Origin of the sequence: Flavobacterium collinsii (assembly GCF_946903285.1) — a bacterium.
GTDB classification, from domain to species: Bacteria; Bacteroidota; Bacteroidia; order Flavobacteriales; family Flavobacteriaceae; genus Flavobacterium; species Flavobacterium collinsii.
In genome coordinates this window covers 3,692,153-3,710,133 of sequence record NZ_OX336425.1, presented here as the reverse complement: position 1 = coordinate 3,710,133, position 17,981 = coordinate 3,692,153, and the positions used below count along the sequence as shown (strand labels likewise).

Sequence of the window (17,981 nt, the reverse complement as noted above, 5' to 3'; positions counted from 1 at the left end):
TTCAATTACATCATCATCATTTTCATTATTGCTCTCAGGCGATGTGTTAATGGTATGCGTGTAAATCATCATATTTTAAAACCCGTTTGAGTACATCAAACGGGTTTTTTTATACCACTTCTTTGTACTCAGACTATTAATTTAACAAAAAAACTAAAAAATGAGTACATTAAAAATTGCAATTCAAAAATCAGGTAGATTAAACGAAGACAGCATTCAAATCCTTAAAGATTGTGGTATTTCGATCAACAATGGCAATGATCAGTTAAAAGCCGAAGCTTCAAATTTTCCCTTAGAAGTTTTATACCTTAGAAATTCAGACATTCCACAATATCTGATTGATGGAGTTGTAGATTTGGCTATAGTTGGTGATAATTTGCTAGTTGAAAAAGCCAAGCACATCGAAGTCATTCAAAAACTCGGATTCTCTAAATGCAAAGTATCTGTAGCTGTCCCTAAAGCCTTTGAATATAACTCCATAAAAGATTTGGCTGGTTTGCGTGTAGCGACCTCTTATCCCAATACCGTTAATGAGTATTTTAACTCTTTTGGATTAACAGTTGATATTCACCAGATTTCAGGTTCTGTCGAAATTGCTCCCAATATAGGACTAGCCGATGCCATTGTAGATATCGTATCCAGTGGAAGCACTTTATTCAAAAACAACCTGAAAGAGGTCGAAGTAATTCTGAAAAGTGAAGCGGTTTTAGCAGTTTCCCCAAAAGTATCTCCAGAGATTCAAAAACACATTGACACCTTAAAATTTAGAATCCAGTCCGTTCTAAGAGCACGTAATTCAAAATATATACTGATGAACGTTCCAAACGAAAAAATTGAAGAAATTGGAAAAATCCTGCCTGTTCTTCGAAGCCTTACCGTCCTGCCATTGGCTCAGGAAGGATGGAGTAGTGTTCATTCGGTAATTGACAAAGACACCTTTTGGGATGTAATTGACAAATTAAAAGATGCCGGAGCCGAAGGAATTTTAGTTTGCCCAATCGAAAAAATGGTTCTTTAATGTAAGTCGTGCGCTGTAAGCAATAAGCTTTAAGCTATATACTGACAGATTAAAGAAAAAAACAAAACTGCTTATAGCCTAAAGCTTAAAGCCTAAAGCATTAAAAAAAATGAATAAAATAAACAATCCAAAACCAGACACCTGGTCAGAAATACTAAAAAGACCAACTAAAACGATCGATGATATCGAAGTTACAGTTAAAGAAATCTTTAAAGAAGTACAGAAAAAAGGGGACGAAGCCGTAGCAAAATACACTTCAATTTTTGACGGAATTGCTTTAGATAACTACGAAGTTTCACCGGAAGAAATTGAGGAAGCCGTTAATTCGGTATCTAATGAATTAAAATTAGCTGTTCAATTAGCAAAAGAAAATATTTATAAGTTTCATACCGCTCAAAAAACAGAGAAAATTCTAATCGAGACCACAGAAGGAGTAAACTGTTGGCAGGAGAAAAGACCTATTCAGAAAATTGGCTTATACATTCCGGGCGGAACAGCTCCTTTATTTTCAACCGTTTTAATGTTGGCAGTTCCGGCTGAAATTGCAGGCTGCAAAGAAATTGTACTATGTTCTCCACCAGACAAATCAGGGAAAATAAATCCCGCTATTTTATACGCAGCTAATTTATGCGGCGTAACCAAAATATTGAAAGTTGGCGGAATCCAGGCCATTGCCGGAATGACATTCGGAACAAAATCAATTCCGAAAGTATATAAAATCTTTGGACCCGGAAATCAATTTGTAACCGTGGCAAAACAACTCGCTACTCAGTTTGGAGTTGCAATCGATATGCCGGCAGGACCTTCAGAATTACTTATAGTTGCCGATGATACCGCCGTTCCTGCCTTTGTAGCTTCAGATTTACTATCACAAGCAGAGCACGGAACTGACAGTCAGGTAATTCTAGTTTCGACTTCTAAAAAACTAATTGAAGCGGTTGAAAAGGAAGTACAAATTCAGATTGAAGAACTTCCGCGAAAAGCGATTGCCAAAAAAGCCATTGAAAATTCAAAACTAATTTATGTAGAAAACGATCAGATTGCTTTGGATCTAATCAACGAATACGGGCCAGAACACTTTATAATCTGTTCAGAATACGATGATTTCTATTGCAACGGAATTGTAAATGCAGGTTCTGTTTTTATTGGGAATTATACTCCTGAAAGTGCCGGAGATTACGCTTCCGGAACCAATCATACGTTACCAACAAATGGCTATGCTAAAAATTATAGCGGAGTAAATCTGGATAGTTTCATGAAAGCAATGACCTTTCAGAAAATTTCTGAAAAAGGAATTCAAAACATTGGCAGAGCGATCGAAATTATGGCTGAAGCCGAGGGATTACAAGCACATAAGAATGCAGTGACATTGAGATTAAAGAGTTTGGAGGGAAGAGAATAGAACCAAGAGAATAGAACCAAGAGAATAGAACCAAGAGAATAGAACCAAGAGAATAGAACAAAGAGAATAGAACAAAGAGAATAGAAGTAAGAATACTAAAATTACAAACCAGACAAGAAGTCTACTCTCTTTGTTCTTGACTCTATTCTCTAAAAAGAAAAGAAATGAAATTCGACATAAACACAATAACAAGAGAAAACGTAAAATCTTTGAAACCCTATTCATCAGCGCGTGATGAGTTTGAAGATTTTGATACTGCCGAAATGATTTTTCTGGATGCCAATGAAAATCCATTTCAGAATGGAGTGAATCGTTATCCGGATCCACAGCAGAATTCGGTTAAAGCACTACTGGCAAAGAATAACAAAGTGAAATCAAATCAGATTTTATTAGGAAACGGGAGCGATGAAGTCCTGGATTTACTATTCAGAGCTTTCTGCGAACCGAAAATCGACAATATTATCTCATTACCTCCGACATACGGAATGTACAGCGTTTTGGCAAATATTAATGCAATTGAAAACAGAGAGGTATTGCTTTCAAGCGATTTTCAGCCACAAGTAGATCAAATTTTAGATGCCGTCGATGAGCAAACAAAAATTATCTTTTTATGCTCTCCAAACAACCCAACAGGAAACTCTTTTTCAGACGAAAGTGTTGTGAAATTGCTTCAAAATTTTGATGGACTAATAGTGATTGATGAAGCTTATATTGATTTCTCGAAAAAAGAAAGCTGGCTAATTGAGATCGACGAGTATCCAAACTTAATCATTACACAAACTCTTTCAAAAGCGTATGGATTGGCCGGAATTCGTTTGGGAATTTGTTATGGATCTGAAGCTGTAATTTCAGTGTTGAACAAAATAAAACCTCCGTATAATGTAAACGAACTAACACAACAAAGAGCAATAAGCCGATTGAACGATTCTGATAAAATAAAACAGGAAATATATTCAATTATTGAGCAAAGAGAAGAATTAATTAAAGTTTTACTTCAAGTGAATTTTATTGAAAAAGTATATCCGACCGAAGCTAACTTTGTGTTGATAAAAGTAGATGACGCTAATAAAAGATACAAACAACTGATTGAGAAAGGAATCGTGATTCGAAACAGAAGCAGCCAGCCTTTATGCGAAAATTGCCTGCGTTTGACTATTGGAACAAAAGAAGAAAACGCTGTTTTGATAAAGGAAATAAATTCGTTGAAATAGATACTTACGCACAAATTGATTCTCAATCTTGTCATTTCGACGAAGGAGAAATCTTCGCAAGAAACTCCACAAAGCTTGCTTAGTAAAACGGAGATTTCTCCTTCGTCGAAATGATAAACTGGAGAGATTAGGAAATGTAAAAGTGACAACAGAGGTCACAAAAATATAAAATATGAAAAAAGTACTTTTTATCGATCGTGACGGAACGATTGTTTTAGAACCTGAAAATTACCAGTTAGATGCTTTGGAGAAAGTAGAATTTTATCCAAAAGCGTTTCAGTATCTGGCTAAAATTGCCAATGAATTAGATTATGAATTGGCTATGGTTACGAATCAGGACGGACTAGGAACAGATAGTTTTCCTGAAGATACCTTTTGGCTAACACAAAATTTTATTTTAAAAGCCTTTGAAAATGAAGGTGTTTTGTTCGACGAAATTTTTATAGACAAGTCGTTTCCGGAAGATAATGCACCAACTCGTAAACCTAGAACTGGAATGTTGACAAAATACATTAATAATCCGGAATATGATCTGGCAAATTCTTTTGTTTTGGGAGATCGTTTGACGGATGTTGAACTAGCCAAAAATCTGGGAGCAAAAGCAATATTTATCAATGATGATGATGGAATAGGAAGTAATGAAATCTCATCTAAACGCGAAGAGTTAGATGAAACGATCATTCTTCAGACCATGAGCTGGAAAACGATCTATGAGTTTTTAAAACTGGAAGCACGTTCTACTTCAATTACACGCAAAACCAATGAAACGGATATATTTATTAACTTAAATCTGGACGGTACCGGAAAAAGCAAAATCGAAACTGGAATTGCTTTCTTTGATCACATGTTAGATCAAATTTCTCGCCACGGACAAATGGACCTGGAAATCCTGGTAAAAGGCGACTTGGAGGTTGATGAACACCACACCATTGAAGATACAGCAATTGCTTTGGGAGAAGTTTTCGCCAAAGCACTAGGAAATAAACTAGGAATCGAACGTTATGGCTTTTGTTTGCCTATGGATGATTGTCTGGCACAGGTCGCAATCGACTTTGGCGGAAGAAACTGGCTGGTTTGGGAAACCGAATTCAAACGCGAAATGGTCGGTAAAATGCCAACAGAAATGTTTTTTCACTTCTTTAAATCATTCTCAGATGGTGCAAAAGCAAACATAAACATCAAAGCTGAAGGAACAAACGAGCACCACAAAATCGAAGCCATCTTTAAAGCTTTTGCAAAAGCAATAAAAGTAGCAGTAAAAAGAGATACAGAAAAAATGATTCTTCCTTCAACTAAAGGAATGTTGTAAAACGCAATAAGCTATAAGCAATAGGCAATAGGTCTAAAGCTTAGCGCTTAAAGCATAAAGCTTTTTTAATGAAAATAGTAATCATAAATTACGGAGCGGGAAATATTCAGAGTATAATGTTTGCAATTGAAAGGCTTGGTTATAAAGCCGTTTTAAGCAATAATGCCGATGAAATCCAAAAGGCCGACAGAGTAATCTTCCCGGGAGTGGGAGAAGCAAGTTCAGCGATGGCAAAACTTCGAGAAAGCGGACTGGATCATTTGATTCCAAATTTGAAACAACCCGTTTTAGGCATTTGCCTGGGCATGCAATTAATGTGCAAATCGACTGAAGAAGGAAGCACTAAAGGTTTAGGGATTTTTGATGTCGACGTTATTAAATTTACTTCAAAAGTAAAAGTGCCACAAATGGGGTGGAATCAGATTTATAATCTAAAATCTGATCTGTTTAAAGACATTGCTGAAAATGAATTTATGTACCTGGTACACAGCTTCTATGCGCCAAATTGCAAATATATGATCGCAACAACAAACTATGATGTAGACTACGCATCGGCATTACAAAAAGATAATTTTTATGGAACGCAATTTCACCCTGAAAAGAGTGGTGATGTTGGGGAGAAAATCCTTGAAAACTTTCTAAAATTGAATGATTAAAAAATTTAAAGATTGAATGGTTAACCCCAGAAACTCTTTAAATTATTTAATTTTTAAATCTTTAAATAAAAAAAAATGAGAATAATACCTGCCATAGATATCATTGACGGAAAATGTGTTCGCTTGTCGAAGGGCGATTACAGTACCAAAATAATTTATAATGAAAATCCACTGGAAGTGGCGAAAACCTTTGAAGCACATGGAATTGAATATTTGCATTTAGTTGACTTGGACGGAGCAAAATCAAGTAAAATTATAAACTATAAAATCCTGGAGCAAATTGCGACGCAAACCAGTCTTCAAATTGATTTCGGTGGTGGTTTAAAATCAGATGAGGATTTAAGAATTGCTTTTGAAAGTGGGGCAAACCAAATTACAGGCGGAAGTATTGCTGTAAAAAATAAAGAAATATTCCAAAAATGGATCTTTCAATATGGTTCCGGGAAAATTATACTAGGCGCTGACGCTAAAGACGAAAAAATAGCCGTTTCGGGCTGGTTAGAAAATTCAGACGAAGATTTGATTCCGTTCATTCAGGAGTATCAAAACAAAGGAATTCAATACGTTATTTGTACAGATATTGCAAAAGATGGAATGCTTCAAGGTCCAAGTTTTGATTTGTATCAAAAAATACTAAGCGAAGCCAACGACGTAAAATTAATCGCATCAGGCGGGATTTCAACGTTCGATGAATTGCCCAAACTAGCCGAACTTGGCTGCGAAGGAACTATTATTGGGAAGGCAATTTACGAAGGACGCATTACCCTGAAACAATTAGAAAATTATATAATTAGAAAATAAAAACATATGGTTACTTGTCATTTAAAATACACAATAGACCCCTTCCAACTGGCTGTTTTCGAAGATTATGGGAAAAGATGGATTAAACTAGTAAACCGATTTGGCGGTCAGCATCATGGTTATTTCATGCCTTCTGAAGGAGCTAATAATATTGCGTTTGCAATGTTTTCCTTCCCCAGTTTAGCTGAATATGAAAATTATCGAAGATTAATTTTGGAAGATCAGGAATGTATTGAAACTTTTAAAATTGCGGAAGATTCCCGCTGTATACTAAGTTACGAGAGAACTTTTCTTCGTCCGGTATTCGAATAGATAAAATTAGAGAATCTTATAATTGATCAATGAGATAACTAGAGAGTAATCTAATTACCTAATTAACACATTAAATAAATGTTAGCAAAAAGAATCATACCCTGTTTGGATATAAAAAACGGAAGAACGGTAAAAGGAGTGAACTTCGTTGATCTTCGCGATGCAGGTGATCCCGTTGAACTGGCAGAAATTTATTCGGCGGAAGGTGCGGATGAATTGGTTTTTCTAGATATTTCGGCTACCGAAGAACGTCGTAAAACGTTGGTTAATATGGTACGAAGTGTCGCAGAGAAAATCAACATTCCATTTACCGTAGGTGGCGGAATTTCAAGTATCGAAGATGTTGAAATACTGCTGAATAACGGTGCTGATAAAGTTTCGATCAATTCATCGGCAGTTAAAAATCCGCAACTCATTAATGATTTGGCTCAAAAGTTCGGGAGTCAGTGCGTTGTAGTCGCTATCGATGCCAAACAAATTAGCGGGCAATGGATCGTTCATCTGGTAGGCGGGAAAGTACCAACCGAACTGAACTTATTCGATTGGGCAATTGAAGTGGCAGAACGTGGTGCAGGTGAAATATTATTCACTTCGATGGACAATGACGGTACAAAAAATGGTTTTGCAAATGAAGCTCTTGCCAAACTTTCAGAACTTATCAATATTCCGATAATTGCTTCGGGTGGCGCAGGAAATATTCAGCATTTTGTCGATTCATTTAAAATAGGCAAAGCTGATGCAGCACTGGCAGCGAGTGTTTTTCACTTTAAAGAGATTGAGATTAAGACTTTGAAAGAAGAACTTAGGAATAATGGGATTGAAGTTAGGGTTTAGAGAGTAGAAAATAGAGAAAAGAAGAAAGAAAAAAGATTCTTGCAATCTAAAGTCTAGAATAATAAAGAGTATGATATAATTAAAAAACAAAAAGAATTCAGCAATCTAAAACCTGAACTCTAAAATCAAGAATAACATATGAATGTAGATATAAAAAGCGCACACGGATTAATTCCGGCAATCATTCAGGATGCAGAAACCAAGAATGTTCTGATGCTGGGGTATATGAACGAAGAATCACTTCAAGAAACAATAGAAACACAAAAAGTAACATTTTTCAGCCGATCCAAGCAAAGATTGTGGACAAAAGGCGAGGAGAGTGGTAACTTTCTCGAGCTTGTGAGCATTAAAAACGACTGTGATGGCGACACCCTCCTTATTCAGGCAAAACCTGTTGGACCAACATGTCATACAGGTGCTGACACCTGTTGGCAGGAAGAAAACAAAGAAAATTTTGGTTTCATTTCTCAACTAGAAAACACTATTAAAGCGCGAAGAGCAAATGCCGATTCCGAAAAAAGTTATGTAGCTTCTTTGTTCGAAAAAGGCATCAATAAAATAGCCCAAAAAGTAGGAGAAGAGGCCGTAGAGGTAGTCATTGAAGCCAAAGATGATAACGATGATTTGTTCTTAAGCGAAAGCGCTGATTTACTCTTTCATTATCTGATTTTATTACAGGCAAAAGGTTTTGAACTAAAAGATGTAGTGAATGTTTTGAAGAAACGTCAGAAGTAGTTTAGGTTAAAGGAAAGAAAATAAAATTGCATTGTGATTTATAACTATTATAGTCTTAAACATAATGCATTTTTTTGTCTGTAACATTTGAAAAAAAAGTAAATTTAATTTCTCTAAATATTCTTTTATGAAATTGTATATCTGTTTGTTGATGTTGTTTAATACTTGTTTTAATTACGCTTTTAAGAAACATGAATTGCCATATTCAATTGTTATTGCAAAGGCAGATTTAATAGTTGATGGAACAATTTCTAAAGTTTCAAAGAATGAGTACGAATTTACAATAAGCCAATTTGTAAAAGGGAAATCAGCGTTAAAAATCAAGGTTTCGATCTGGAAGGAATGGATTTGTGATCCAAGAATTAAAGAGCTAAAAACTGGTCAGAGATTAATTTTGTTTTTAGAAAAATCGCCTAATGGTAATTTTAACCCAATTAATGATAGCACTGGAGAAATATATGTAGATAATGATTCTTTTATAAATACATTTCTTCCAAAAGAGTTTACTAATCCTACAGTTTTAAAAGAAGGAATAACAATGTTTTTACAAACCTATAAAGTTTATGGAGATTTAAATGATAGGTTTCCACAAGATATTCATATAGAGTCTAATAAGTCTATATTTCAAATCTATAAAATGAAAGAAGATAATAAGGTTTTTAAATTTTTAGTTGCGAATGATGTTCCTTATTCTGAAGTTAAATTTAATTTAATACAACAGTTTTAATTAATTAAAGATTAAAAAAAAAACTATTATGTAAATCTAAAATTTAGTTTACTAAATCACTTTTCTGAGCCTCGACTTCGGTGAGTCTGACAAAAAACACAGTTAACAAAAAGAAAAAAAAATCCGTATAAATCAGTGCTTTCGCGCAAGCGAATCCGTGTCATCCGCGTGCCATCTCAACGTCACTCCACAAACTCAAAAACGACAAATTCCTGTGGTTGGTGGAAACCAAATTTTAGACTTTTATAAGACTGTAAAGCAAGGTATTCCGTTGTATTACCATAATCAATTCTAAAAACATTTCCTTTCCATTTTGTACCTGCTTTTGGAGTTGAAAAATTACCATTTTTGATGCTGTTCAAACTGGAGAATGGAATCTTAATTTCAGTATTAAAACCTTCAGGAGTTATTTTACTTTGTGCTTCTATTCCCAAAACATCAAATGCTATATTCATGTTCCAGCCACCACAAAGTGGAGAGATACAGTTAAGCAGTAAATCGTAGTAAGATGAGTAAGCATTAACCCCAATTTCCAAGTAATTCTGACCATCGCCATCAGGATCTATAAAGATTTCGACTAAATCGTCTGTGCTAAAAATCTCACTATCTTTTTGTTGTGCTTTACCAACTATTTTAGAATCTGTAGAACGATAGGCTATATATAGGTTTTCATTATTCCATGAAAAAGAAACATAGGTGTCCTGTGCTGCTTTTTTCCCTGAATCATGAACTACAAACGGTCCAAAAAAGGGAGTTTTCCACTCGGATAAATTGCCATCGATAGCTACTTTTTCAGTTGTTTTATGAACAGGAATATTTTGCGAATAAGTTGTGATCGAGCACATCAAACATAGTAACACAGTGATTTTAATGATTCTCATAAATAGCAGATCTAAATTTGATTCGCTAAAATACAGAAGAATAAACTAATTTTAACATTAAATTCTCTCAATCGCCGATATAAAACCCGCTAAAACTTGATTCGAATGTTTACATTTGTTCAAAAATAAGCGGCTTAAAAAGCCTTTTTATTTCGACAAAAAGAAAATATCTACTACGTATGAAAAAATACTTTGGTGGCGTTTTTATCGCCTTTTTATTTGGTTTTACAGCTAATGGACAAGGACTTTTGAATAAGTCTGAAACTGTTTTTACACATCAGGACACTTTACGCGGAAGTATCACAAAAGAAAGAGCCTGGTGGGATTTAAAATACTATCATCTGGATGTAAAAGTTACCCCAAAAGAACGAACTATTTCAGGTTCAAATACAATTCGCTATACCGTTTTAACCGACTACAATACCATGCAGATTGATTTGCAGGAACCAATGCAGATATCTAAAGTAACGCAGAACGGAAAGGAGTTAAAGTTTAAAAGAGACGGAAATGCTTTTTTTATCACTTTTCTTGAAAACCAAAAAGTAGGGGATACAAAAGAAATAGTAGTTTCTTTTGGAGGAAAACCGAGAGAAGCTGTTAAGGCTCCATGGGATGGAGGAATCAGCTGGAAAAAAGATAAAAATGGTAAAGATTTTATTGCTTCATCCTGTCAGGGATTGGGTGCCAGCGTCTGGTGGCCAAACAAAGATCACATGTATGATGAAGTCGAAAACATGTTAATCAGCGTGAATGTTCCGGGAGATCTTACAGATGTTTCGAACGGAAGATTAAAAAGTGTTAAAAAAGAGAAAGACGGTACAAAAACCTTCAACTGGTACGTTTCAAACCCAATCAATAACTACGGAGTAAACATTAATATTGGAGATTACGTTAATTTCTCAGAGGTATACAAAGGTGAAAAAGGAGATTTAGACTGCAATTACTATGTCTTAAGAGACAACCTGGCTTTGGCAAAAGAACAATTCAAAGATGTACCAAGAATGCTTAAAGCATTTGAAAATTGGTTTGGACCTTATCCTTTTTACGAAGACAGTTACAAGCTGGTCGAAGTGCCTTATTTAGGAATGGAGCATCAAAGCAGTGTAACTTATGGAAATGGCTATAAAAATGGTTATTTGGGTCGTGATTTAAGCGGAACAGGCTGGGGATTAAAATTTGATTTTATCATTATTCATGAATCTGGTCATGAATGGTTTGCAAACAACATTACCTACAAGGACATTGCCGATATGTGGGTTCACGAGAGCTTTACTAACTATTCAGAAAGTCTGTTTCTGGAGTATTACTATGGAAAAGATGCTGCAGCAGAATATATAATCGGATGCAGAAAAGGCATTAGCAATGACAAACCAATAATTGGTCATTATGATGTAAACAATGAAGGCTCAGGCGATATGTATCCAAAAGGAGCAAATATGCTGCACATGATTCGTCAGATTATAAACGATGATGCGAAGTGGAAATCAATTTTGAGAGGGTTAAATAAAACTTTTTATCATCAAACAGTTACCGGAAAACAAATCCAGGATTATATTAATGAGCAATCAGGAATCAATTTCAATAGAGTTTTTGCTCAATATTTAACAACTACTCAAATTCCGGTTTTTGAATACATGTTTAAAAATGGAACTTTTGGATATCATTGGACAAATTGTGTTGCAAAGTTTGATATGCCGGTTCGAGTAAAATTAAACGGAGTTGAAACGTGGCTAAAACCAACAACCGAATGGCAGTCTGAAAAGACCACTAATGAAGATAGAAAAATAGAAGTAGATAAAGATTTCTATGTAAAAACTTCGAATATAATCGAATAAAAAGTTGATAAAGTTCAATAGAAAAATCCCAAATTCCTTTAGATTGGAATTTGGGATTTTTTTGTGTCATAACCTTATTATCAAATTACCTTATTATCTAATCATTATCTACTATTCAGTTTCGCTTTCTCTTTAATAATATCAGCAATCTTTCTATTGTCTATTTTACTTTCCAGCCATGAAATAATATCCAGATACAGGAAAGCTCTTTTCTCATAGGTATTTTTCTCGAGTTCGATGAAACGCGCACGCATCTTGATGAACTCTTTCTTAATATCGGCAGGGTAGAAGTTGTTCAGATTCTTCAGGAACTTGATAATCTCCTTCTGAACTTCATGTAAATCATTCATTTTTAATAAGAACTTATAAGTATTCTTTAAATGATTTTCCAGATAGTAATCTTTACCCAATTCATAATGCGCAATCAATGACAAAAGCCTTGCAAAACACATTAAATCCTCACGCATCGATAAATTCTTATTGTTAATGATCTTGTCTAAATAATTAATCGACTCATTGTACTTTTCGTTTCCAAAATAGATGGAGGCAATTTTATAGTAAAACAACATCTCGTGATGCTCATCAAGATGCTCACTGTGAAGCTTTATCCTTTCTAAAATCTCCGGAATCAAATATTCGCTTTCGGCAAAAGTACCTTCAAGTATGTGCAGATTTAACTTATTGTTATAAACGTATAAAAAAGACAACGACGCAATGTTATCATTTACCGGAAACTTAGGATCTGCGATCGTCTCTTCTAATAGCGTCAAATACTTCTTAAAGTTCGACTGATACTTCAGCATATACAAAGACTCCAAAAAATAATGATTCCCTTTTAGGAAAAAAACAGGATTCAAATAAATCATATTAGGATTGTCATAAAACAATCTTACCCATTTATAAGCATATTTGTAACTCGCTAAGAAGTCCTGAACCAGAAAACTTCGCCAAAGATTGGCATTGTAAAACCAGTATTTCTCCCTAAAGCCAAACTTACTTTCATCTAATTTTGAAATATGTTTGTTGAAATAATCATCAATATACTTGTATTCTTCATCACTTTTTACATAACCGGTTTTTAACATGATTCCGTACAACTGCAGTGATAAATTCGATAATTTACTTGAAATGGTGTTGCGATAATTCAGTTCTTTCGCCTGAATTACCAATTCGTCTGCGCGCCCCTGAATACTTCGCGTAATGTATTGTGATTCGATTAGTTTTTCGAACTCTACAATCTCATAAGCCATATATTTCTCGTCATTTTCAAGAGCCAGAAGTTTTGTTTTATCCAGAATTTTTAAACTCTGTCTGTACAAACCTTTATTGTATAAAATAACGGCAAAATCTATTTGCTCCCGCAACTGATATCGAATATTCTGACTCGGAATATTCAAACGTATACTTACCAAAATTTGCTTGTACAAGTATGATTTCAAGTTAGATAATTGAACTTTCTTAATGATTCCGCTCTTTAAAATAAGCTTTTCATCATAGGTTTCAGATTTATCTAAGATGTTAAATAATTCGATGAATTTAGTATTCGAACTCGTCTCTAAACGGCTTGCAAAAATCTTAAACTGTCTTTTTTCGGATTTAGAAAGTGATTTTATTAATACAAATAAGAAATCTTTTTGATGGTTAGCCATTGTAAAATATAATAATATAACTTATTGATTTTTAATTAATTAACCTGCTTTAAATTGTTTTATGAACAGTATAATTTCAGTAAAATGAATTTGGTGCCGGCAAAGTACAATATATATTTGTTATCGAGATGTGAAATTACATTAAATAAACGAATATGAATAGAGAGAAAGTTCAAATTTTTGACACCACTTTGCGCGATGGTGAGCAGGTTCCAGGATGTAAGTTAGATACGAAACAAAAATTAGTTATCGCAGAACGACTTGATAAAATGGGAGTTGACATTATCGAAGCAGGTTTTCCTGTGTCAAGTCCCGGCGATTTTTTATCGGTCTCTGAGATTTGTAAAATTGTAGAAAATGCAACCGTCTGCGGACTAACAAGAGCCGTAAAAAATGACATTGATGTTGCTGCAGCTGCCCTCAAGCACGCTAAAAAACCTAGAATCCACACCGGAATCGGAACATCTGAATCTCATATACTCCATAAACTAAATACCACAAGAGAAGATATTATCGCAAGAGCAAAATTTGCTGTAGCTCATGCAAAATCCTATGTAGAAGATGTTGAATTTTATGCAGAAGATGCCGGAAGAACTGATAATGCTTTCCTTGCAAAAGTTTGCGAAGAAGTCATTAAATCCGGAGCAACCGTACTAAACATACCGGATACAACAGGATACTGTCTTCCAGAAGAATACGGAGCAAAAATTAAATACCTAAAAGAAAACGTAAAAGGCATCGAAAATGTGATCCTTTCCTGCCACTGTCATAACGATTTAGGAATGGCTACTGCAAATTCAATCGCAGGAGCTATAAACGGAGCAAGACAAATAGAATGTACCATTAATGGTATTGGAGAAAGAGCTGGAAACACAGCACTTGAAGAAGTAGTAATGATTTTCAAACAACATCCTTATTTAAATCTAGACACCAATATCAACACAAGAGAACTGAACGAGATGAGCCGTTTGGTTTCTGAAAGCATGGGAATGATCGTACAGCCAAATAAAGCCATTGTTGGAGCAAATGCTTTTGCACACAGTTCAGGAATTCATCAGGATGGTGTAATCAAAAACAGAGCAACATACGAAATCATGGATCCGTTGGATGTAGGTGTAAATGAGTCCTCTATTATATTAACAGCAAGAAGTGGAAGAGCTGCACTGGCTTATCGTGCTAAAAAAGTAGGCTACGAGCTTACTAAAGTACAGTTGGATTTGGTATATATTGAATTTTTGAAATTCGCTGATATTAAAAAAGAAGTAATAGATGCCGATATCCATCAAATTATCGAAGCTTCTAAAATTCAAGGAGAATTGATCCGAAACTAGTTGAAAAGAGAATAAAGAGGAAAGAAAATAGAATAAAGAGAATAGAAAAAAGAGAATAGAAAAAAGAAAAAAAGGATTTAAATACATAAAGAACGAGACGTTATGAATTTGAAAATAGCAGTTTTACCAGGAGACGGAATTGGACCAGAGGTAATTTTACAAGCCAAGAAAGCTTTATATGCTATTGGTGAGGTATACAATCATGAATTTGTTTTTGAAGAGGCGCTCATGGGAGCAATTGCCATTGACAAAACAGGAAATCCGTTACCGGAGCAGACTTTAAATCTTTGTTTAAACACAGATGCTGTATTGTTTGGAGCCATTGGAGATCCTAAATATGATAATAATCCATCGGCAAAGGTTCGTCCGGAGCAGGGATTGTTGAAACTGCGTAAAGAACTGGGATTGTTTGCCAACATTCGACCTATAAAGCCTTATAAATCACTCATCGATGCTTCTCCATTAAAAAGAGAAATTATCGACGGTGCTGATTTTACTATTTTTAGAGAATTAACAGGAGGAGCTTATTTTGGAGCAAAAACACTAAATGAAGAAGGAACACACGCTTCAGACTTATGTGAGTATTCAGAAGAAGAAATCAGTCGAATTGCACATCTAGCCTTTAAATCTGCACAAAACCGACGCAAGAAACTAACAATGGTAGACAAAGCCAACGTTTTGGAAACTTCCAGATTATGGAGAAAAGTGGTTCAGAAAGTAGGCCAAAGTTATCCAGATGTAGCGTTAGACTTTTTGTTTGTGGATAATGCAGCCATGCAATTGATACTAAATCCAAAACAGTTTGACGTGATTTTGACCGAAAATCTGTTTGGAGATATTCTTTCAGACGAAGCGAGTGTCATAACAGGATCTATCGGCTTATTGGCCTCTGCATCTTTAGGAGAGAAAAACGCCCTTTTTGAGCCTATTCACGGATCCTATCCTCAGGCGAAAGGAAAAAATATTGCCAATCCGATTGCGTCAATTTTATCTGCAGCAATGTTACTGGAACATTTTGGCTTGTTTAAAGAAGCCAGTATGATTTATAAAGCTGTCGAAAAAGCGATCGAATTCAAAGTAGTTACTGTTGATTTAAAACCAGATTCAAAATTCGGTACAAACGAAGTAGGGGAGTTTGTTTCTAATTTCATCTTCAGCAAAGACGATTTGCTATATTTTAATAATGATAACGTTCATATCGGACAATCAACAATTGTATAAGGTTTTCTGTTAAAAATTAAAATAAATAACAAGAAGTATGTAAAATGTTGAGATTTTGTTTTTTTAGTCATTTAAGTTTTCATACTTTTGTCACACTAAAAAAAAGAAAGTGCAAAACTCAATTATTATTATTATTTCTGTCATTACTGTAAATGTGATTATCACATCTGCACGGGGAATGGTATAAATATAATTGAAAAACTATATTACAAACCTTCCAAATACTGGAAGGTTTTTTTTTGAACAAAAATTAAAACAAATAACACAATAATGGAATTAAATAAGTACAGCAAAACCATCACTCAAGATCAAACACAACCTGCAGCGCAAGCCATGTTGTACGGTATTGGTTTAACTGAAGAAGATTTGAAAAAAGCACAGGTCGGTATTGTGAGCATGGGTTACGATGGTAATACCTGCAACATGCACCTGAATGATTTAGCAAAAGATGTTAAAAAAGGTGTTTGGGATGCAAATCTGGTCGGACTTATTTTTAATACCATTGGTGTAAGTGACGGAATATCGAACGGAACTGAAGGAATGCGTTATTCGTTAGTTTCCCGTGATGTAATTGCCGATTCTATCGAAACAGTGGCGGGAGCACAGTGGTACGATAGTATCATCGCAATTCCGGGTTGTGATAAAAATATGCCTGGAGCGTTAATAGCAATGGGAAGACTAAATCGTCCGTCTCTTATGGTCTACGGAGGATCTATTCACTCCGGAAAATGGAAAGGTGAATCTCTTAATATAGTTTCAGCTTTTGAAGCTTTAGGAAAAAAAGTGAAAAACGAAATTACTCCGGAAGATTTTAAAGGAGTTATTCAAAATGCCTGCCCGGGCGCTGGTGCCTGTGGAGGAATGTATACGGCCAATACAATGTCTTCGGCAATTGAAGCCTTGGGAATGAGTTTACCATACAGCTCTTCAAATCCTGCATTAAGTCAGGAAAAAAGAGACGAATGTCTTGCTGCAGGAGCCGCCATTAAAGTTTTATTGGAAAAAGATATTAAGCCAAGAGACATTATGACTCGTAAGGCTTTTGAAAATGCCATTACAATTGTAGCAGTTTTAGGAGGTTCAACAAATGCTGTAATGCATTTAATAGCTATGGCACATGCAGTAGATGTTGAAATTACGCTCGACGACTTTCAGGCAATTAATGACAGAACTCCGGTACTAGCAGATATGAAACCAAGCGGTAAATATATGATGGAAGATATTCACGAAGCAGGAGGTATTCCTTCGGTTATGAAATATCTACTAAAAGTTGGACTTATTCATGGAGATTGTTTAACCGTAACCGGAAAAACAGTTGCCGAAAACTTAGCTTCAACTCCGGATTTACAAGATGGACAACAAGTAATACATGAAATACAAAAAGCTTTAAAACCAACCGGAAACATTCAGGTGTTGTATGGAAATCTCGCCTCTGAAGGTGCTGTTGCAAAAATCAGCGGAAAAGAAGGAGAGTACTTTGAAGGCCCTGCAGTTGTTTTTGAAGGTGAGTTTGAAGTAATTCCTGGTCTTGAAGCCGGAAAAATTAAACCCGGTAATGTAGTCGTCATTAGGTATTGTGGACCAAAAGGTGGTCCGGGGATGCCTGAGATGCTAAAACCAACATCGGCCATTATTGGAGCCGGATTAGGAAGCAGCTGTGCTCTTATTACAGACGGTAGGTTCTCTGGAGGTTCACATGGCTTTGTGGTAGGACACATTACACCAGAGGCTTATGATGGTGGTGGTATTGCACTGGTAAAAGATGGTGATTTAATTGCTATTGATGCTGTAAAGAATACGATCAGCCTGAAAATATCTGACGAAGAATTTGCGGCTCGCAAAGAGAATTGGATTCAGCCTCCTTTAAAAGTAAAGAAAGGAGTTTTGCTTAAATACGCCAGATCGGTCTCAAGCGCTTCAACAGGTTGCGTTACCGATAAATAATTTTACAATAACAATTTCAAAAAACAATGACAATATCAATATAATAACAAAGTTCAATTGCAATAAAAAGTAGAAATATAAAGAATCAGTTTTAAATTGATTTTAACATTGCCAT

Annotated in this window: 16 protein-coding genes; 14 read left to right on the top strand and 2 right to left on the bottom strand. The window is 35.1% G+C overall.

The window, feature by feature from the left end; translation table 11 throughout:
* Positions 1–160 precede the first annotated feature (160 nt).
* From hisG to OGZ34_RS15340, 10 genes are all read left to right on the top strand, one after another.
* The gene (gene hisG / locus OGZ34_RS15385) at positions 161–1,018 is read left to right on the top strand and encodes an ATP phosphoribosyltransferase (RefSeq protein ID WP_173967742.1); all 858 of its coding nucleotides are present in this window, start codon (positions 161–163) and stop codon (positions 1,016–1,018) included.
* Positions 1,019–1,127: 109 nt separating this feature from the next.
* On the top strand, positions 1,128–2,420 hold the full coding sequence (gene hisD, locus OGZ34_RS15380; protein WP_263360780.1) for a histidinol dehydrogenase: 1,293 nt from the start codon (positions 1,128–1,130) through the stop codon (positions 2,418–2,420).
* 164 nt (positions 2,421–2,584) lie between these two features.
* Positions 2,585–3,631 (top strand): histidinol-phosphate transaminase, encoded by a 1,047-nt coding sequence (gene hisC, locus OGZ34_RS15375; protein ID WP_263360779.1) that lies wholly within the window; start codon positions 2,585–2,587, stop codon positions 3,629–3,631.
* A gap of 172 nt (positions 3,632–3,803) precedes the next feature.
* Entirely contained in the window at positions 3,804–4,940 is a 1,137-nt protein-coding gene (gene hisB / locus OGZ34_RS15370; RefSeq protein WP_263360778.1) for a bifunctional histidinol-phosphatase/imidazoleglycerol-phosphate dehydratase HisB, read from the top strand.
* Positions 4,941–5,008: 68 nt separating this feature from the next.
* A complete protein-coding gene (hisH, locus tag OGZ34_RS15365; protein ID WP_263360777.1) occupies positions 5,009–5,596 on the top strand; it encodes an imidazole glycerol phosphate synthase subunit HisH in 588 nt (195 codons plus the stop codon).
* Between the two features lie 75 nt (positions 5,597–5,671).
* Positions 5,672–6,397, top strand: coding sequence for a 1-(5-phosphoribosyl)-5-[(5-phosphoribosylamino)methylideneamino]imidazole-4-carboxamide isomerase (hisA, locus tag OGZ34_RS15360; RefSeq protein ID WP_263360776.1), 726 nt, complete (start codon positions 5,672–5,674; stop codon positions 6,395–6,397).
* Positions 6,398–6,403: 6 nt separating this feature from the next.
* On the top strand, positions 6,404–6,709 hold the full coding sequence (locus tag OGZ34_RS15355) for an NIPSNAP family protein (protein WP_017497486.1): 306 nt from the start codon (positions 6,404–6,406) through the stop codon (positions 6,707–6,709).
* Between the two features lie 78 nt (positions 6,710–6,787).
* A complete protein-coding gene (gene hisF / locus OGZ34_RS15350; protein WP_263360775.1) occupies positions 6,788–7,543 on the top strand; it encodes an imidazole glycerol phosphate synthase subunit HisF in 756 nt (251 codons plus the stop codon).
* Between the two features lie 138 nt (positions 7,544–7,681).
* Positions 7,682–8,278 carry a bifunctional phosphoribosyl-AMP cyclohydrolase/phosphoribosyl-ATP diphosphatase HisIE gene (gene hisIE, locus OGZ34_RS15345; protein ID WP_263360774.1) on the top strand — a complete coding sequence of 199 codons (597 nt, stop codon included), beginning with the start codon at positions 7,682–7,684 and terminating at the stop codon, positions 8,276–8,278.
* 127 nt (positions 8,279–8,405) lie between these two features.
* The gene (locus OGZ34_RS15340) at positions 8,406–9,005 is read left to right on the top strand and encodes a hypothetical protein (protein WP_263360773.1); all 600 of its coding nucleotides are present in this window, start codon (positions 8,406–8,408) and stop codon (positions 9,003–9,005) included.
* A gap of 182 nt (positions 9,006–9,187) precedes the next feature.
* Here the strand turns inward: OGZ34_RS15340 and OGZ34_RS15335 are convergent, their stop codons facing one another.
* A complete protein-coding gene (locus tag OGZ34_RS15335; protein ID WP_263360772.1) occupies positions 9,188–9,886 on the bottom strand; it encodes a carbohydrate-binding family 9-like protein in 699 nt (232 codons plus the stop codon).
* Between the two features lie 179 nt (positions 9,887–10,065).
* Here OGZ34_RS15335 and OGZ34_RS15330 point away from each other — a divergent pair, with 179 nt between their 5' ends.
* Positions 10,066–11,721 carry a M1 family metallopeptidase gene (locus OGZ34_RS15330; protein ID WP_263360771.1) on the top strand — a complete coding sequence of 552 codons (1,656 nt, stop codon included), beginning with the start codon at positions 10,066–10,068 and terminating at the stop codon, positions 11,719–11,721.
* A 104-nt stretch (positions 11,722–11,825) separates the two neighbouring features.
* Here OGZ34_RS15330 and OGZ34_RS15325 read toward each other — a convergent pair whose 3' ends face one another.
* Entirely contained in the window at positions 11,826–13,370 is a 1,545-nt protein-coding gene (locus OGZ34_RS15325; RefSeq protein ID WP_173967730.1) for a hypothetical protein, read from the bottom strand.
* A 155-nt stretch (positions 13,371–13,525) separates the two neighbouring features.
* Here OGZ34_RS15325 and OGZ34_RS15320 point away from each other — a divergent pair, with 155 nt between their 5' ends.
* The 3 genes from OGZ34_RS15320 (at position 13,526) to ilvD (ending at position 17,866) form a co-directional block, all read left to right on the top strand.
* Positions 13,526–14,701 carry a 2-isopropylmalate synthase gene (locus tag OGZ34_RS15320; protein WP_173967729.1) on the top strand — a complete coding sequence of 392 codons (1,176 nt, stop codon included), beginning with the start codon at positions 13,526–13,528 and terminating at the stop codon, positions 14,699–14,701.
* A 102-nt stretch (positions 14,702–14,803) separates the two neighbouring features.
* Positions 14,804–15,922 carry a 3-isopropylmalate dehydrogenase gene (gene leuB, locus OGZ34_RS15315; RefSeq protein ID WP_173967728.1) on the top strand — a complete coding sequence of 373 codons (1,119 nt, stop codon included), beginning with the start codon at positions 14,804–14,806 and terminating at the stop codon, positions 15,920–15,922.
* 270 nt (positions 15,923–16,192) lie between these two features.
* Positions 16,193–17,866: a dihydroxy-acid dehydratase gene (gene ilvD, locus OGZ34_RS15310; RefSeq protein WP_263360770.1), complete on the top strand. Its 1,674-nt coding sequence runs from the start codon at positions 16,193–16,195 to the stop codon at positions 17,864–17,866.
* The last annotated feature ends 115 nt before the right edge of the window (positions 17,867–17,981 follow it).

Excerpts from the sequence above, each read along its gene's own strand:
- hisG (WP_173967742.1), top strand. The coding sequence starts at position 161 with ATGAGTACATTAAAAATTGCAATTCAAAAATCAGGTAGATTAAACGAA.
- hisD (WP_263360780.1), top strand. The coding sequence starts at position 1,128 with ATGAATAAAATAAACAATCCAAAACCAGACACCTGGTCAGAAATACTA.
- hisC (WP_263360779.1), top strand. The coding sequence starts at position 2,585 with ATGAAATTCGACATAAACACAATAACAAGAGAAAACGTAAAATCTTTG.
- hisB (WP_263360778.1), top strand. The coding sequence starts at position 3,804 with ATGAAAAAAGTACTTTTTATCGATCGTGACGGAACGATTGTTTTAGAA.
- hisH (WP_263360777.1), top strand. The coding sequence starts at position 5,009 with ATGAAAATAGTAATCATAAATTACGGAGCGGGAAATATTCAGAGTATA.
- hisA (WP_263360776.1), top strand. The coding sequence starts at position 5,672 with ATGAGAATAATACCTGCCATAGATATCATTGACGGAAAATGTGTTCGC.
- OGZ34_RS15355 (WP_017497486.1), top strand. The coding sequence starts at position 6,404 with ATGGTTACTTGTCATTTAAAATACACAATAGACCCCTTCCAACTGGCT.
- hisF (WP_263360775.1), top strand. The coding sequence starts at position 6,788 with ATGTTAGCAAAAAGAATCATACCCTGTTTGGATATAAAAAACGGAAGA.
- hisIE (WP_263360774.1), top strand. The coding sequence starts at position 7,682 with ATGAATGTAGATATAAAAAGCGCACACGGATTAATTCCGGCAATCATT.
- OGZ34_RS15340 (WP_263360773.1), top strand. The coding sequence starts at position 8,406 with ATGAAATTGTATATCTGTTTGTTGATGTTGTTTAATACTTGTTTTAAT.
- OGZ34_RS15335 (WP_263360772.1), bottom strand. The coding sequence starts at position 9,886 with ATGAGAATCATTAAAATCACTGTGTTACTATGTTTGATGTGCTCGATC.
- OGZ34_RS15330 (WP_263360771.1), top strand. The coding sequence starts at position 10,066 with ATGAAAAAATACTTTGGTGGCGTTTTTATCGCCTTTTTATTTGGTTTT.
- OGZ34_RS15325 (WP_173967730.1), bottom strand. The coding sequence starts at position 13,370 with ATGGCTAACCATCAAAAAGATTTCTTATTTGTATTAATAAAATCACTT.
- OGZ34_RS15320 (WP_173967729.1), top strand. The coding sequence starts at position 13,526 with ATGAATAGAGAGAAAGTTCAAATTTTTGACACCACTTTGCGCGATGGT.
- leuB (WP_173967728.1), top strand. The coding sequence starts at position 14,804 with ATGAATTTGAAAATAGCAGTTTTACCAGGAGACGGAATTGGACCAGAG.
- ilvD (WP_263360770.1), top strand. The coding sequence starts at position 16,193 with ATGGAATTAAATAAGTACAGCAAAACCATCACTCAAGATCAAACACAA.